This window comes from Streptomyces sp. NPDC020845, assembly GCF_044334165.1.
Lineage (GTDB): Bacteria > Actinomycetota > Actinomycetes > Streptomycetales > Streptomycetaceae > Streptomyces.
This window is the reverse complement of the sequence record NZ_JBIRSJ010000048.1, coordinates 1-14,789: the sequence shown is the minus strand read 5'-3', so window position 1 is coordinate 14,789 and position 14,789 is coordinate 1. Positions and strand designations below refer to the sequence as shown.

Below are 14,789 nucleotides of genomic sequence, written 5' to 3'. Positions count from 1 at the left end.
CCGACCAGGCAGCGGCCGAACCAGTGAACCTGAAACCACGTCAACCCGCCCTGACCAGCTAATCAGCCACACCCGCACAGCGGGGGAACCTCAGGTAAGAAGCTCAACCCTCGACTGCCGGCCGTCGGGAAGCCGCGAGCGAGTCCGTGGACGAGGACCAGGTGGCCAGCAGGCGCAGCGCCGTTTCGTCCGCAGTGTCTGCCGGGGTGGTGTAGATGAACAGGGTCTGGTCTTCTTCTCCGGCCAGCGCCATGGCCTGGTAGGAGACGGTGAGGTGGCCCACGACAGGGTGGTGGTAGCCCTTGGTACCCTCTGTGCGCTCGATGACCCGCTGATCGGCCCACATGCGGCGGAAGTCGGCGCTGTGCTCGGAAAGCTCACCGACCAATTCGCTCAGGGCCGGGTCGTCGCTGCGCCTGCCGGCCTCCATCCGCAGCATGGCTGCGGTGTCGGCGGCCACGTCCTCCCATGTGGCATACAGCTCGCGCGCGTACGGGTCGCAGAAGACGAAGCGGGCCTGGTTGCGTTCGTGCGCCGGCAACGCGGAGAAGTCCGCGATCAAGGCGGAGGCCAGACGATTGCCGGCGAGAAAGTCCGTGCGGCGTCCCAGGACAAAGGCCGGGCAGTACGCGGCGTCCAGGCGATGCAGAAGTTGCTGGACACCGGCGGTCACCTGCTGCGGCCGCGGGTGGTGGCGGCGTTGCACGCGTTCTGGCTGAGAGGCGAGATTGAACAGGTGGGCACGTTCGGCGTCGTCCAGGTGGAGTGCTGCCGCGAGCGAGTCCAGCACGGCACGGGACGCAGTCCGGCTGCGTCCCTGCTCCAGGCGTGTGTAGTAGTCCACGCTCATGCCCGCCAGCTGTGCGAGTTCTTCCCGTCGCAGGCCGGCCACGCGGCGGCGTGCCGTGGCCGGGAAGCCCACGTCGGCTGGCTCGAGACGTGACCGGCTGGCCCTGAGGAATTCTCCGAGGGTGACGAGGTTCTCCATGCCTTCATCCTGCGGGAGACAGGCACCGTGCGAGGAGCGGTGAAGGTGGCCCTGTTTCTCCTGGGACAACGCTTGACACCCTCCAAAAGGGCCATGGGGCATGTACTTGCGGTGGCTCCGCGGCTCGTTGCCGGTTGCGGTCGGCGGCAACGCTTCTGACCGGCTCGACGCCAGGGACGTCGCGGCTTTCACCTATGCCTGTTGAGGGTTGCTCTACGTAACGGTCACCGATGCGTCTCTTCACGGGTCGCTGACATCGTGAAGTGGCGGTTGCAGACAAGCCCGCCTACCGAAGCGATCATGGAGACAACATGGCACCCAAGGACATCACTTACACCGGCCTCGACGCGCTCCTCACCCCGGAGAAGTCGGTACTGCTCCTGATCGACCACCAGGGTGCCCAGTTCGCCGGCATGCGCAGCATGGACGCCAACCTGGTGGTGAACAACGTGACGGCCCTGGCCAAGGGCGCGAAGCTGTTCAACGTGCCGACGATCCTGACCACCGTGGTGGAGGACCGCGGTGGCCACATCATCCGCCAGCTGCAGGACGTCTTCCCCGACCAGACGCCGATCGACCGGACGGCGATCAACACCTGGGAGGACCAGCGCGTCGTGGACGCGGTCGCCGAGACCGGCCGCAAGGACCTGATCATGGCCGGCCTGTGGACGGACATCTGCCTGGCCTGGCCCGCCATCCACGCCATCGCCGAGGGCTACCGCGTGTTCGCGGTGACCGACGCGTCGGGTGCCACCACCAACGAGGCGCACGAACGGGGTATCGAGCGCATGATCCAGGCCGGTGTCATCCCGACCTGCTCCGGCACGGTCATCTCCGAGTGGCAGCGGGACTGGGCCCGCGAGGAGACCGTGCCCGGCATGACGGAGATCCTCCTCGAGCACGGCGGCAGCTTCGGTACCAGCCTCGCCTGGGAGCTGCAGCTCCTGGGCCAGAACAAGGGCTGATCTGCCGGCTGTGCCCTTGAGGCCGCGCAGACCCGGCGTGACGGTCGGGGCAGGCTGCGCGGCCCCTTGTCCTGTCCGGCGCGCGGGGCGTACCTCCAACCGCGTGGAGCAGTCGGTGCCTGCTCCACGCAGTGGCGTGCACCAGCCCGCGTGCCGGGCTCACTTCGACTTCGAGACCAGGAGTCCTGCATGACTCGGCAGCCACGCGTCGGGCCGCCCCCGCCGTTCGACCCCGAACTGGCTCTTTACCTACCCTCCATCGCGCAGGCCGTGCCGCCGAGCATCGTGCCAGACATGATCCCGGCCCTGCGGCAGGCCATGACCGCGACAGCGCCCACCGATGAGGACCTCGTCCGAGGCGGTGCCATCGCCTTCGAGCAGCACCAGATCCCGGGCCCCGAGGGCGCGCCCGATGTATCGCTGCTGATCTGTCGCCCACGCAATGCAGACGGCCCCCTTCCGGCGGTCTACTTCACTCACGGCGGCGGCATGATCTTGGGAGACAACCGCAACCTCCTGGGCGAGATGCTGGACTGGGTGCAGGAGCTGCGAGTGGTCATGGTGTCCGTGGAGTACCGGTTGGCGCCGGAGCACCCCTACCCGGCGGGGCTCGAAGACGTGTATGCCGGCTTGCGGTGGACGGCGCGCTACGCGCAGCGGCTCGGTATCGATCCGGAACGCCTGGTGGTCAGTGGCCCGAGTGCAGGAGGTGGGCTCACCGCCGCGCTGACCCTTCTCGCACGCGACCGTGGCGGCCCGCAGCTGAGCGGCCAGCTTCTGGCCTGCCCGATGTTGGATGACCGCAACGACACGCCCTCCAGCCATCAGATGGCTGGGATCGGGGCATGGGATCGCACCTCGAACGACACCGGATGGACCGCGCTGCTCGGCGCACGGAAGGGCAGCGACGACGTGCCCGCCTATGCGGCCCCGGCCCGGGCGGAGGACCTGTCGGGGCTGCCACCCCTGTTCATCGACGTGGGTTCCGCCGAGACGTTCCGCGACGAAGTGGTCGACTATGCCTCCCGGTTCTGGCGGGCCGGGGGCGACGCCGAGCTGCATGTCTGGCCTGGCGGCTTCCATGGCTTCGACGCATTGGTGCCGCAGGCGACGCTCTCGCAGCAGGCGCGTGCAGCACGGCTGGCATGGCTGCACAAGCGGCTGCACCGCTGACGCGATTCGCTCCGACCGGCGCGCGCAGCCCGGCATATGGGCAGGCGCCTGAAGTCACCCATGAATGTTGACACGACAACATCAGGCCGACCAGTTTCATTGATACATCAACCAAAGGGGCGAATGCCCCTCTCGCCGCGCACCGACGACGGCAACGCATCGAGGAGACGCTTTGAACATCACGGTGATCGGACGCGGACGGGTCGGCGGGGGCCTCGCCAAGCTGTGGGAGGAAGCCAGCCACCAGGTCACCACCCTTGGCCGCGACGGCGGCGATGCCTCGAACGCCGAGGTCATCGTCGTCGCTGTGCCGGGCCACACCATCGCCGACGCCCTGCAGAAGGTCACCGGCCTCGACGGACAGCTGACCATCGACGCCACCAACCTCTACATGCCCCGCGACGAGACGTACCCCTCTCTCGCGCACCAAGTGAAGTCGATCATCGGCGGCCCCACCGCCAAATCCTTCTCCACGGTCTTCGCCGCCGCCTACCAGCAGATCTCCGCCCAGCGTGTGACACCGAGCAACTTCTACGCGGCGGAACCGGCCGCGCAGCGCGTCACCGAACAGCTGATCCGCGACGCCGGCTTCGACCCCGTCTACGTCGGCGACATCGACCCCGGCGCCCGGCTCCTCGAGGACAGCTCTGGCCTCACCCGCGCCCTCGCCGGCCAGATCGGCCCCTTCTTCTACCGCTATGCCGTCCCTGGCGAGCTGTAGACAGCAGTTCCCTTCACCCATCACGACGCACATCGGAGTCATCATGACCAGGATCGCGATCATCATCGGCAGCACCCGCCCGGGCCGTAACGGCGAAGCCGTGGCCAACTGGGTCTACGACATCGCCAAGCAGCGGACCGACGCCGAGTACGAACTCGTCGACATCGCCGACTACAAGCTGCCCCACCTCGACGAGGCTGCCCCTCCGTCGCTGGGCCAGTACACCCAGCCCCACACCAAGGCGTGGGCGGAGAAGATCGCCTCCTTCGACGGCTTCGTCTTCGTCACCCCCGAGTACAACCACTCCACCTCCGGGGCCCTGAAGAACGCCATCGACTTCCTCTACGGCGAGTGGAACAACAAGGCCGCCGGCTTCGTCAGCTACGGCAGCGTCGGCGGCACGCGGGCCGTCGAGCACCTGCGCCTGGTCATGGGCGAACTCCAGGTCGCCGACGTCCGTGCGCAGGCCGCCCTGTCGCTGTTCACCGACTTCACCAACTTCACCGAGTTCACTCCCGCGGAGCACCAGGTGGGTGCCGTCGAGGCGGTTCTGGAGCAGGTGGTGGCTTGGAGCGGCGCGCTGGCACAGCTGCGCAAGACCGCCTGACACCGCCGACTCGACGGCGGGCAGCGCCCGCTGCGTGGCTGGAGCCGTCGCACGACTTGAGAGGGCACCCTCCCCGCCACCGCATCACGGGCCGAGGGTGCCCTCTCGCTTCCCCAGCCCGCGGCTCGATGCCGATCACCATGGCGGCCGGCAGACCGGTCCGCGCAACCCCACCGCACATAAGGAGCATCCGATGTCCGAGAACACCGTAGGCGAGGCCGCCAAGGCCGTCGTTCGGCGCAACACCGAAGAGGTCCAGGGCGGTGGCGACTACGCTCTGTTCGACGAACTCTTCGCCGACGGCTTCGTCGACCACACCCCGCAGCCGGGACGCACTCCGGACAAGACCGGCGCGCTTGAGCTGTACAAGACGCTGCGCTCCGCGTTTCCCGACTTTCACGCGGTGATCCACTGGCAGGCCACCGAGGGCAACCTCGTCACGACCTACAAGACGTACCACGGCACGCACGAAGGCGAGTTCTTCGGCATCGCCCCCACCGGCCGGGCCATCCAGTTCGAGACTGTCGACGCGATGCGTGTGGTCGACGGCAAGATCACTGAACACTGGGGCGTGGCCAACCTCTTCTCGCTCATGGAGCAGCTCGGCGCGAAGCCGAGCGCACAGTAGGAGGCGGAGGAAGACACCCGGCGGACCGGTTCGCGCACGCGGCCGGTCCGCAGCGGCGGCACCGCGTCTGCAGCGGGCCGCCGCGTGAAAGCCCGACTCAAGGGACAGTCCCGGTTGCTGGAGTCGCTGAGGAAATCCGGCACCGATGCCGGGCGCTGTGTCGGCGACACGAACGGCCGCATCGCGCCGCCGGACCAGAAGATGGCCGGACGTTTCGAGAGTTACGCCGACAACCAGCGCCGCAGAGCGCGGGTGAGGGCAGGCATGACAGCGTAGGACATCAGGGTGCTGAGCAGGCATGCGACGAGAGCCGTCCGTGCGAGCAGCGGCAGCGGGGCCAGCACTGGCTGCAGCAGCGTGCTGGTAAGCAGGGAGAGGGGGAAGATGCCGAGCACTGCGGTGAGCGTCATCTTCCATCGTGCCGGCACCCGGGCCGATCCGTTCGGAGGGAACCAGCCCTCCAGACCGGTGAGTTGGCGCCGTGCGACTTCTTGGTGATGACCGTCGGCACGGGCGAACCAGGCGGCGCGTTCCACCGAGTGGTGCCAGCGCGCGTATGCCTCCGCGTCTTGGAAACGGTGGACGAGGTACCAGGGCTCTGCCGGGCCGGCGGGGCGGAACAGTCCGTAACCGAGGTGCCCGGAAAATGCGGCGGCCGCGTCCAGGATGCCTTGAGCCCACTGCTCGAACTGCGTCTCGTATCCGGGCTCTACCCTGCGGGCGATGAGCACGGCGACCTCGCCGGACGGGTGGGGCTGTGTCGCCTGCTCCGGCCCGGCTGTCGTCATGTCGCTCTCCGCGGTTGTTCGGAAGGTGTGCGTCTGTCCCGGTGGCGGAGCAAGCGTGCGGCGCGGGCTCGGCCTTGTAGGGGTGGTGCGGAACGGGCCGGGTGGCGTGCCGGTCTCGGCACGCCACCCGGTGGTGGTGCTTGTTCTCCGTCAGTGGGCGGTCTGGCCGCCGTCGACGACGAAGACGCCACCGGTGGTGAAGGACGCGGCCGGTGAGGCGAGGTGGAGCACCATGCCGACGATCTCTTCGGGCTCGGCCGCGCGTCCCATCTGAGGTCCGGCCATGACGATGTCCCGCTTGACCGGGTCGTCGAGCCAGGGCTGCGTCATCGCGGTCTGGGTGAGGCCTGGGGCGAGGGCGTTGACGCGGATCCCGGCCTTGGCGTAGTCGACGGCGGCGGCCTTGGTGAGCCCGATGACGCCGTGCTTGGCGGCCACGTAGGGGGCCATGTCGGGATCGCCGATGAGGCCGGCGATGGAGGCGGTGTTGATGATGGAGCCGCCACCTGCGGTGATCATGTGGGCGATCTCGTACTTAAGGGAGAGGAAGACGCCCTTGAGGTCGACGGCGATCGCCTTGTCCCAGTCCTCCTCGGACTGCTGGGCGAGGGGGGCGGGCGGCACGAAGACGCCGGCGTTGTTGAAGGCGATGTGCAGGTCTCCGAAGGTGTCGACGGTGGCGGACACCAGACGGTCGACATCGCGGGCGAGGGTGACGTCCGTGGGGACGAAGAGACCGCGGCCGCCTTCCTTCCCGATGAGCTTGACGGTGTCGTTGCTGCGTTCGTCGATGTCGCCGATGACGACGGTTGCGCCCTGCCGGGCGAAGGCGAGAGAGGCCGCGCGGCCGATGCCGGTGGCGCCTCCGGTGACGAGAACGATCTTGCCGGTGAAGTCGAGGGAGTTGTCGGTCACGGCGTCCATCTCCTGGCCAGTGGTGCGGTGCGTGTGCTTGGTGGGTGCGGGCCGCCGGCCGGGTGCTGCGGTTCTGCGGTTCGTGGATAGGGTCCGGCCAGGGCGGATCGCGGGTCAGAAGGTGACGGTGATCTTGCCGCGGACGTGGTTGGCGGCGTAGTCGAGGAGCGCCTGGCGGGCCTGACCGAAGCTGTAGTCGGAGTCGATCTCGATGCGCAGGGTTCCGCCTGCGGCTTGCTCGGCGAGGGCGTCCAGGCGGCCTTCGGGAGCCCTGGTGCCGCCGTAGGCGGCGCTGACCTCGCGGTCGAACGAAGCGGGGCCGCCCAGCGGCGACACCAGCTGGCCGCCGGGCTTGGCCGCTGCGGCGGTGGCGGCGAGCGCCGGGCCGGCGTGGGCGAGGTCGATGACCGCGTCGACGCCGCCGGGTAGCAGGCTGTGCGCGGCCTTCGCCAGGTCGCCTGCACGGTAGTCGAGCGTGTGGTCGGCGCCGAGGCGGCGCAGGAAGTCGCTGTCGCTGTCGCGGCCGCTGGCCAGGACGGTAAGGCCGGCCTGCTTGGCGAGCTGGACGGTGAAGGAGCCGACGCCGCCGCTGGCGCCGACGATGAGGACGCTGCCGTTTAGGGGGACGCTGGTGATGTCGAGGAGCGCGGCTGCGGTGAGGGCGCCGGTCGGCAGGGCTGCGCCCTGGGCCGGGGTGAGTTCCGCGGGGCGCCGGGCGGCCGAGGGTGCGTCGTTGATGAGGGCGTACTCGGCCAGGGCTCCGGACGGGATGCTGTTCCAGGCGATGACGGCATCGCCGACGGCGAACCGGGTGCTGCCTTCGCCGACGGCTTCGACGGTGCCGCTGATGTCGACGCCGGGGACGAAGGGGTGCGTGGCCGGGATGGCCTCGCGCATGGAGCCGGTGATCAGGACCTTGTCGACGGCGTTGATCGAGGCGGCTTCCATCCTGACCAGGAGCTGCCCGGGCCCGGGGGCGGGCGTGGGCAGGTCGGTGAACTCGAGTTCCTCCAGCGGTCCGTAAGACCGGGCAACCAGAGCCTTCATGATCGTTCTCCTCCGTGTCCCGGCTCTCGAGGTGAGAAGCCGGTTGGGTTCGGCGAGCCGATCGGGTTGCCGCACCCTCGAATTTTGTTGATGCATCAACATTACACCTTTGTGGATGCGTCAACAAGTGCCCGCACTGACCCAGGCCTCGGCGGGCTGCGAAGGCCTTCAGTCGCTGACGCGACTGGCCGCCTGGTAGCGCCAGGGCTCGTAATCGACGTGCCGGGCAGCCCACCCCGCGATGAAGGGACAGACCGCGAGGAACCGCCCGTCCGCCTTCTTGACCATCTCCAGGCCCGCCCGGGCGAGCGCCGAGCCGACGCCCCTGCCCTCGAATTCCGGATCGACCTCGGTGTGGACGAAGGCGATCAGCCGCTTGGCGGGCAGATACTCGACGATCCCCGCGAGCCGTCCGTCGACGTAGGCCTCCAGACGCTGCTGGTCGGCAACTTCACGCACAGTGATGCGCGATGTGTCCTGCACCATGACTTCTCCGTTCCTCACAGGCCCGTCCGTTCCTCGGCGGCGCGGCGCCCGTTCTCCACCCTCTCCGGCCGGCGTCGCACAGGGCATCGGCGATCCCCACCTAGGTCACGTCGTCGCTGTACGCCAGAGCGGTGCGGCGTGCGTCAGCGGACGCGGCCGCGCGCCTTGAGGGGCAGCGGAGGCAGTTCCGGAGCCGGCAGGGGCGCTCCGTCGAAGCCGTCGATGCGGCCGAAGCGCTCGTCAGCGGCCATCCACTCGGCGCGAGCCCGTTCTATGTCTCCCTGGCTGCGGCCGATGAAGTTCCACCACATGACGATCTTCTCCTCGAACGGCTCGCCGCCCAGGAGCAGCAGGCCACAGTCGGAGTCGGCGTGCAGGCGGAGCCCGTCACGTCCGCATCCGAGGTAGAGCATGGAGCCGGGGCCGACAGGCTGGCCGTCGATGCGGACCGTCCCGGACATCGTGAGCACGGCGTGCTCGAAGTCTGGTTCCAGCGGCAGCGTGGCGTCGGCGCCTGCCGTGAGGGCGATGTCCACGCCGAGCAGGGGCGAGTAGGTCGTGCCGGGAGAGCGGGTGCCGTCCATCTCGCCCAGGATCACAGTGGCCTCCAGGCCGCTGCGCGAGGTGAGGGTCGGCAGATCGGCGCGGTGCTCGAAGACGGGAGCCGTGTCCAGGTGAGCTGCGGGCAGGGCCACCCACAGCTGCGCCCCGTGCAGTAGCGCGGCGTGCTCGCGTGGTGACTGCTCGGCGTGCGAGATGCCGTGGCCGGCAGTCATCAGCCCCAGCTCGCGGGGGCGGACTGTCTGGAGGCTGCCGAGGCTGTCCCGGTGCAGTACCTCGCCTTCGTGCAGCCAGCTGACGGTCTGCAGGCTGGTGTGCGGGTGAGGCGGGACCCACATGCCGGGCTCGTCCGCGATGTCGTCGGGCCCGTAGTGGTCGACGAAGCACCACGCTCCCACCATGCGGCGCCCGAGGTTGGGCAGCAGTCTGCGCACCTGGGTGCTGCCTCCCAGGGAGGCCAGGCGGGGCTCCAGCAGTTCGTGGGCCGGCTTGCCCGGGACTGCCTGGCGGCCCCCGCGCAGGGCCGGCTGGGGGGTCGTGTCCAGATTGCTCATGTCTGCGTCCTGCGGGTGCGAGGCGTTGCCGCTCGGTGGGTTCTCACAGCGCGACGCGCGACCGATGGGCTTCCGGCACCAGGGCGAGGAAGTCGTCGGGGTGCCTGGCGATGTAGGCGCGGATGAAGGGGCAGTATGGGATGACCTTCAGGTTCTGCTCCCGGGCCGCCTGGAGGGCTTCGCGGGCAAGCGCCTGGCCGAGGCCGCGGCCGGCGAAGCGTTCCTCGACGGCGGTGTGCAGGAAGGCGATCTCGTCTTGGAAGCGGTGGTATTCGGTGAAACCGGCGAGTTCGTCCTGCTCGAAGATCTCGAATCGCGACTTCTCGCGGTGATCCGTCACCTTTGCCGACATGGCTCCTCCAGCGGTGCGTGCTGCTCAGAGGCAGCCGTCAGATGCGTGCCGCTCCCGTCGGTGTCCGCCGGCCCGCCCTGCCACCGCGGCGTCCGGCGCGCGGCGTTCTCGACCCTTCCAGAGCCTGAAGGAGTGGGTCATCGGCGAAAGGCACCTATCGCGCCTGTCGGGACGTCGGACGTCACGGGGCTCGACTGACCGCAGGCCCGGCCCGAACGCGCGACATGTCGGCGGCGCCGGACCTGGCGGGCGCGGGAAGGTTCTTCGGTTGCTACTGAGTCTTTCGAAAGTTCTGTGGGGTTGGGTGGATGGTGAGTCCGGTGTGGGTGAGGAAGGACCAGGGGAGTTGATCGTTGTGGTTGATGCGGCGAATGCCGCGTTCGGCGACGTCCGCGAGGTGGTCGCCGGCGAGGTTGGCGAGTTCGCGTTTCTTGAGCGACGACCACAGCAGCTCCACCGGGTTCAGCTCAGGCGCGTAGGCCGATAATCGCTCAAGGGTCAGCCAGTCCTGTTCGGCGACCCAGGCCCTCATGGCCCGGCTCCAGTGGGCGGACAGCCCGTCCCAGACCAGCACCACCCGCTCTCCCAGGTAGAACCCCTTGAGCTGTTCAAGGACCTCGATCAAGGCCGCGGTGTCATAGCTGCCGGGCTTGAGGTGGAAGCACAGGCGAGGCCCGCGGTCGGGGTCTGCGGTGTGGTAGCCGAGGGCCGCGGCCATGGAGGCACGCTTCCAGTTCAGCCGATGCCGCAAGAGCGGAGTGCGGCCGCGGGGCGCATAGGTACGTCGCACCTGAGGCAGCAGCGAGACGCCTGATTCGTCGAAGAAGACGATCCAGGCACGTTTGTTCATCGCCCCTTTTTGATGCGTGGCCACTCATGAGCAATCCAGCGGGCGATCTCGGACTCGTCCCGCTCCACCGCCCGACGCTCCGGCCGCTGCAGGCTCCACCCCAACCGACTGGTCAGCAGACGCCAGACCGACGCCCGTGACAATGAGACCCCTGCCACCCGCTCGACCACCAGCCCAACCCGCTCCAGCGTCCACAGATCAGCCTCGAAGCCATGCGCCTGAGCGCCCTGCTCCAGCGCGCTCCGCACCTGCTCTACCTGGGCATCGTCCAGTTTCGGCGGACGACCGGTGGCCGGGCGTCGCCGCAAGGCACCAGCACCGCCTTCCTCCCACACCCGCTTCCACCGCCGCACGCTCTCATCGCTGACCCCCAGCATCCGTGCGATCTCAGCACTCGAGCGCCCTTGCTCGAACAACTCAGCCGCCCGCACACGCCGAGCCTCGGCCAACTGCGGCCGCGTCAAAGGAGGGACGACAGGCTCGGAGGCAACAGGCGAAGGCTTGAAAGACACGACACCAGGATCCCGCCAACAAGCCCATCAGACCCACAGAACTAACGAAAAACTCAGGTAGGTCCTGTCGTCAAACTCCCGTCGTCCGCCCGGAGGGCGGGCCGCGCGGCGTCAGGTGCGTGCTCTCGGCGTGCCGGGCCCGGCCCTCGTACTGGATGTACTTGGGTCGGGGCCCGGTGCGGCGGGGCCTTTGACCCAAGGCCGGGTAGTTAGCGTATTTCCGCTGGTGGCAAGAGGGTTGAGCGAGTTCTCGGGCTGCTGTAGGTGGCGGGGCCGGTCTTGGTGATGAGTCCGTTTACGGCCCATCTGTCGAGCTGTCGGTACATCGTGCTGAGGGTGATGTCGCCGAGGTGGCGGGCGAGGTCGCGGGGGTGTGCCGCTGGCGGTCGGGTTCTGCGTGAAGGAGGTCCAGGACGCGCTGTCTGCGCCGGTCGGCGGCCCATGTGTGCCGATCGTCGTGCGAGACGGTGGGCAGGTCGGGATCGGGTTCGAGGATGGTGACGTCGAGGTCGGTGACCAGCCGGCTTGTGTCGGGGCGGCCGTCGTCTTGGCGTTCGGCGTACCGAGAGACTGATGACCTGACTTTTCGGATGCTGATGCGGGGGCGCCGGTGCGGGAGGAGCCCGGCCAGGACCCGGTTGCCGATGACGCCGGTGGTGCGGGTGCCCAGGGCGCCGGGCTTGATGACGTCGGCAGCCTGGACCACGAGGTCGCGGGCGGTCTGGGTGGCTATGGTGAAGCCGCAGCGGTCCGGGTCGGTGCCCGGCCGGGACTCGGCGGCCTCCACCATCACGGTCCGAAGTGCCTGGTAGAGGGCGAGCAGGGCCCACATCTCCTGCTCGACGCCGACCGGGTCGCCTGACCGCAGGACCCTGCCGTCTGTGATCGTGTGACGCAGAGCAAAATACGCCGACTCGTGCTCCCACCGCTGGTGGTAAAGGGCAACGAGGGCCGGGGCGGGGTAACGACGAGCATCGGTCAGCGTCGTGACCAGCCGGTAGGAGTTGGTGAACGAGCTGTCGTCATAGGTCACGGTGATCTGCGCTTCCACGACGCGTACCGGGACGGTGCCGATGACCGAGAGGTAGGAGCCATCGGTGAGTCGGCTCAGGACCGGGGTGCGTCGGTTGGCGCGCAGCCGGCCCAGGAACCTGGCTCCGGTGTCGTGCACGGCGGCGAGGAAGGCGTTGGCGTCGAAACCCTTGTCCCACAGGACCAGCATGCCGGGGCCCAGGTGGTGCAGGAGCCTGCGAGCGTAGGAGGTCTCCCCGTCGCTGGGAGTGCCGAACACGGCGCCGATCAGGGCACGGGTGCCGGTCTCCACCAGGGTCATCAGTTCCAGCATCGGATACCCGCCACGGCTGCCGGGTCCGAACCACTCCACGTTGCGCTCGGTATCGGGGAGCTTGATCGAGCTGCAGCCGTCGAAGGAGACCATCCGGAACGGACCGAACCTCACTCCGGGAGTCACCGGCTGGGCGAGCGGGCCGGCCAGGGTCTCGAACACGCGCTTCATCGGTTCTGCACCGAGCCGTCTGCGCAGGTCACGTAAGGCTTTCGCAGTTGGCTCCGCGACCTCGATCCCGACGCCCGTAAGGGCTGCGGTCAGCTTGTGCCAGACCAGCCGGTAGCCGACCTCCGGGAACAGGCACATCGCGAGAAGGAAGTAGACCCCGACCCGCGAGGGCAGATCCCGTAACCGGCGCTGCACGCAACGGGTTTCATCCAGAACGGCATCGACGAGGTCGAACGGTATGACCTGCGCCAACTCGCCCAGATGGCCGGGCGCGAACCGGCCCTCGGCCACGGTGAACTCACGGGTGACCCTCGCCAGACCGGGTGGCAGGGCACAATGACGCGTGGGCAACGGGGCTCCTCAACGGCCGGAAGTCTTGGCGGACTACCTGACCAACGCGGCCCCGTTGTCCGCGTTCCTACCCGACACCGAACTCCTCTGCCACCAGCGGAAATACGCTAACTACCCGGCCTTGGGTCAAGGCCCTGTGCCGGAGTACTGCCGCTGCACCCCGGCCGACCGCGTCCCCTTCTTCAGAAAGCCCGTGTCGTCCACGACCAGGACGGCGTCCCGGTCGCCGAGGTGGTCGACCACGTACCGGCGCACGTCGTCGAGTACCTCATCGGCGTCCCACTCGATCCGGTTCAGCATCCGCTGGATGCGGTCCGGACCGTCATGACCTGCCTCCTCGGCCAGCGTCCAGCCGTTCTTGCGTTGCAGCGGAGCGATCAGCCCCCGCATATAGGCCAGTGCCGACTCACGCGGCTCCGACCTGCTGAAACGGTGCACGAACCGCTCTTGCAGTGCGTCCAGTTCACGCGCCCACAACCTGACATCCGCAAGGTCCCCACCCATAACCACACCAACGACCGACCTGGCCATCAGTCACGGCAAACACCGTTGCAGTACTAGTAGGACTCCGTTAGGTCTGCGTGTCGCCCATGTTCGGGGGCATGAGGACTGTGTGGGCTCACATGAAGTGAATCGTGTTCGGGCGGCGTTGGCGTTATTCGTGGCTGATGTGTTGGCCTCGGTGCCGCGGAAGGACCAGCGGGCCAAGAGCGACTGTTATCTGCGGGGGCTGATGATGGACGGTCGTCGCAAGTCCATCCAGGCCATGGCCTCGCGGCTGCCGGACGGCAACGAGCAGAACCTGCAGCAGTTCGTGAACCAGTCCACGTGGGATCCGGTGCCGGTGCGTCGGCGGATCGCCGAGCGGTTGGTGCCGCGGATCGGCCCGGACGCCTGGGCGGTGGATGACGTGTCGTTCCCCAAGGACGGCAGGATGTCGGTCGGCGTCGCCCACCAGTACTGCGGTGCGCTGGGCAAGCAGGCCAACTGCCAGGTCGCGGTCAGCGTGCACGCGGTCTCCGATGCGGCCTCGTGCCCGCTGAACTGGCGGCTGTTCCTGCCCCAGGAGTGGGCGGATGACGCCTTCCGGCGCCGGCGGACCGGCGTGCCACAGGATGTCGGGCACCGGGAGAAGTGGCGGCTGGCACTGGACGCCCTGGACGAACTGGCAGGATGGGGACTGGTGCCGCCGGTGGTGGTGGCGGACGCAGGCTACGGCCAGAACGGCGACTTCCGAGCCGGCCTGGCCGAGCGGGGACACGCGTACGTGGTCGGCATCCGCGGCGATATCACCGTCCAGCCGCATGACGCGCACCCCGATGCCCCGGCCTGGTCCGGCAACGGGCGCCCGCCGCTGCCCCGTTACCGGCAGCCACCGGTGCCGGTGGCCGACCTGGCAGCGGCCGCCGGACGGGAAGCCTTCAAGGAGGTGACCTGGCGGGAAGGCTCCCGGGGCCCGATGACCTCGCGCTTCCTCTGCGGGTCTGGCCGGCCGGGGTGCGCTCGCGTCGGCTGGCCCAGGGCGCCGCGGTGGCCGGGCACGGCCGGTGGGACGGCGTCCTGCCCCAGGTGCGGCTGCTGGCCCAATGGCCCGACGGCAAGGACGGACCGACCCGGTTCTGGCTGCCCGGCCTGCCCGACGACACCCCGATCCCGGAGCTGGTCCGCCTGGCAAAGATTCGCTGGCGCATCGAGCACGACTAATCCGTTGCTACGGCGGCCCCAGACCTCACATCTGGACTGTCGGCCGTTCGAGCCTCGCTCGTGACGCTTAC

At 68.7% G+C, this 14,789-nt stretch carries 15 protein-coding genes and 2 pseudogenes; 6 read left to right on the top strand and 11 right to left on the bottom strand.

Features of this window, described 5'->3' with window-relative positions; all coding sequences use genetic code 11:
* Positions 1-103: 103 nt before the first annotated feature.
* Positions 104-988 (bottom strand): helix-turn-helix transcriptional regulator, encoded by an 885-nt coding sequence (locus tag ACH4U7_RS52420; protein ID WP_398534824.1) that lies wholly within the window; start codon positions 986-988, stop codon positions 104-106.
* A gap of 311 nt (positions 989-1,299) precedes the next feature.
* On the opposite strand from ACH4U7_RS52420, the gene ACH4U7_RS52415 reads away from it, so the two are divergent.
* From ACH4U7_RS52415 to ACH4U7_RS52395, 5 genes are all read left to right on the top strand, one after another.
* Positions 1,300-1,953 (top strand): hydrolase, encoded by a 654-nt coding sequence (locus ACH4U7_RS52415; RefSeq protein WP_398534823.1) that lies wholly within the window; start codon positions 1,300-1,302, stop codon positions 1,951-1,953.
* Between the two features lie 189 nt (positions 1,954-2,142).
* Complete coding sequence (locus ACH4U7_RS52410; RefSeq protein WP_398534822.1) at positions 2,143-3,126, top strand: alpha/beta hydrolase; 984 nt, start codon at positions 2,143-2,145, stop codon at positions 3,124-3,126.
* 172 nt (positions 3,127-3,298) lie between these two features.
* A complete protein-coding gene (locus ACH4U7_RS52405; RefSeq protein WP_398534821.1) occupies positions 3,299-3,847 on the top strand; it encodes a dinucleotide-binding protein in 549 nt (182 codons plus the stop codon).
* Positions 3,848-3,890: 43 nt separating this feature from the next.
* Positions 3,891-4,454, top strand: a complete 564-nt coding sequence (locus ACH4U7_RS52400) for an NADPH-dependent FMN reductase (RefSeq protein ID WP_398534820.1) — start codon at positions 3,891-3,893, stop codon at positions 4,452-4,454.
* Positions 4,455-4,647: 193 nt separating this feature from the next.
* The gene (locus ACH4U7_RS52395) at positions 4,648-5,082 is read left to right on the top strand and encodes an ester cyclase (protein ID WP_398534819.1); all 435 of its coding nucleotides are present in this window, start codon (positions 4,648-4,650) and stop codon (positions 5,080-5,082) included.
* Between the two features lie 221 nt (positions 5,083-5,303).
* On the opposite strand, the gene ACH4U7_RS52390 is transcribed toward ACH4U7_RS52395, so the two are convergent.
* The 10 genes and pseudogenes from ACH4U7_RS52390 to ACH4U7_RS52345 all read right to left on the bottom strand — a co-directional run.
* Positions 5,304-5,870 (bottom strand): antibiotic biosynthesis monooxygenase, encoded by a 567-nt coding sequence (locus ACH4U7_RS52390; protein ID WP_398534818.1) that lies wholly within the window; start codon positions 5,868-5,870, stop codon positions 5,304-5,306.
* 150 nt (positions 5,871-6,020) lie between these two features.
* Positions 6,021-6,785: an SDR family NAD(P)-dependent oxidoreductase gene (locus ACH4U7_RS52385; RefSeq protein ID WP_398534817.1), complete on the bottom strand. Its 765-nt coding sequence runs from the start codon at positions 6,783-6,785 to the stop codon at positions 6,021-6,023.
* Positions 6,786-6,899: 114 nt separating this feature from the next.
* The gene (locus tag ACH4U7_RS52380) at positions 6,900-7,832 is read right to left on the bottom strand and encodes an NADP-dependent oxidoreductase (RefSeq protein ID WP_398534816.1); all 933 of its coding nucleotides are present in this window, start codon (positions 7,830-7,832) and stop codon (positions 6,900-6,902) included.
* Positions 7,833-8,000: 168 nt separating this feature from the next.
* Positions 8,001-8,318: a GNAT family N-acetyltransferase gene (locus ACH4U7_RS52375; RefSeq protein WP_398534815.1), complete on the bottom strand. Its 318-nt coding sequence runs from the start codon at positions 8,316-8,318 to the stop codon at positions 8,001-8,003.
* Positions 8,319-8,461: 143 nt separating this feature from the next.
* On the bottom strand, positions 8,462-9,433 hold the full coding sequence (locus ACH4U7_RS52370; RefSeq protein ID WP_398534814.1) for a pirin family protein: 972 nt from the start codon (positions 9,431-9,433) through the stop codon (positions 8,462-8,464).
* Positions 9,434-9,476: 43 nt separating this feature from the next.
* Positions 9,477-9,785: a GNAT family N-acetyltransferase gene (locus ACH4U7_RS52365; protein WP_398534813.1), complete on the bottom strand. Its 309-nt coding sequence runs from the start codon at positions 9,783-9,785 to the stop codon at positions 9,477-9,479.
* Positions 9,786-10,056: 271 nt separating this feature from the next.
* Positions 10,057-10,635 (bottom strand): transposase, encoded by a 579-nt coding sequence (locus tag ACH4U7_RS52360; protein WP_398534812.1) that lies wholly within the window; start codon positions 10,633-10,635, stop codon positions 10,057-10,059.
* Entirely contained in the window at positions 10,632-11,147 is a 516-nt protein-coding gene (locus ACH4U7_RS52355; protein ID WP_398534811.1) for a winged helix-turn-helix domain-containing protein, read from the bottom strand. Before ACH4U7_RS52355 ends, ACH4U7_RS52360 begins: the two co-directional genes overlap by 4 nt.
* 295 nt (positions 11,148-11,442) lie before the next feature.
* The gene (locus tag ACH4U7_RS52350; RefSeq protein WP_398534810.1) at positions 11,443-13,014 is read right to left on the bottom strand and encodes an IS4 family transposase; all 1,572 of its coding nucleotides are present in this window, start codon (positions 13,012-13,014) and stop codon (positions 11,443-11,445) included.
* A gap of 135 nt (positions 13,015-13,149) precedes the next feature.
* Positions 13,150-13,518, bottom strand: a pseudogene (locus ACH4U7_RS52345) (transposase); the annotation flags it as partial.
* Between the two features lie 109 nt (positions 13,519-13,627).
* Here ACH4U7_RS52345 and ACH4U7_RS52340 point away from each other — a divergent pair.
* A pseudogene (locus ACH4U7_RS52340) lies at positions 13,628-14,715 on the top strand (IS701 family transposase); the annotation flags it as partial.
* Positions 14,716-14,789: the final 74 nt, after the last annotated feature.

Excerpts from the sequence above, each read along its gene's own strand:
- ACH4U7_RS52375 (WP_398534815.1), bottom strand. The coding sequence starts at position 8,318 with ATGGTGCAGGACACATCGCGCATCACTGTGCGTGAAGTTGCCGACCAG.
- ACH4U7_RS52390 (WP_398534818.1), bottom strand. The coding sequence starts at position 5,870 with ATGACGACAGCCGGGCCGGAGCAGGCGACACAGCCCCACCCGTCCGGC.
- ACH4U7_RS52365 (WP_398534813.1), bottom strand. The coding sequence starts at position 9,785 with ATGTCGGCAAAGGTGACGGATCACCGCGAGAAGTCGCGATTCGAGATC.
- ACH4U7_RS52420 (WP_398534824.1), bottom strand. The coding sequence starts at position 988 with ATGGAGAACCTCGTCACCCTCGGAGAATTCCTCAGGGCCAGCCGGTCA.
- ACH4U7_RS52415 (WP_398534823.1), top strand. The coding sequence starts at position 1,300 with ATGGCACCCAAGGACATCACTTACACCGGCCTCGACGCGCTCCTCACC.
- ACH4U7_RS52370 (WP_398534814.1), bottom strand. The coding sequence starts at position 9,433 with ATGAGCAATCTGGACACGACCCCCCAGCCGGCCCTGCGCGGGGGCCGC.
- ACH4U7_RS52380 (WP_398534816.1), bottom strand. The coding sequence starts at position 7,832 with ATGAAGGCTCTGGTTGCCCGGTCTTACGGACCGCTGGAGGAACTCGAG.
- ACH4U7_RS52400 (WP_398534820.1), top strand. The coding sequence starts at position 3,891 with ATGACCAGGATCGCGATCATCATCGGCAGCACCCGCCCGGGCCGTAAC.
- ACH4U7_RS52360 (WP_398534812.1), bottom strand. The coding sequence starts at position 10,635 with ATGAACAAACGTGCCTGGATCGTCTTCTTCGACGAATCAGGCGTCTCG.
- ACH4U7_RS52410 (WP_398534822.1), top strand. The coding sequence starts at position 2,143 with ATGACTCGGCAGCCACGCGTCGGGCCGCCCCCGCCGTTCGACCCCGAA.
- ACH4U7_RS52395 (WP_398534819.1), top strand. The coding sequence starts at position 4,648 with ATGTCCGAGAACACCGTAGGCGAGGCCGCCAAGGCCGTCGTTCGGCGC.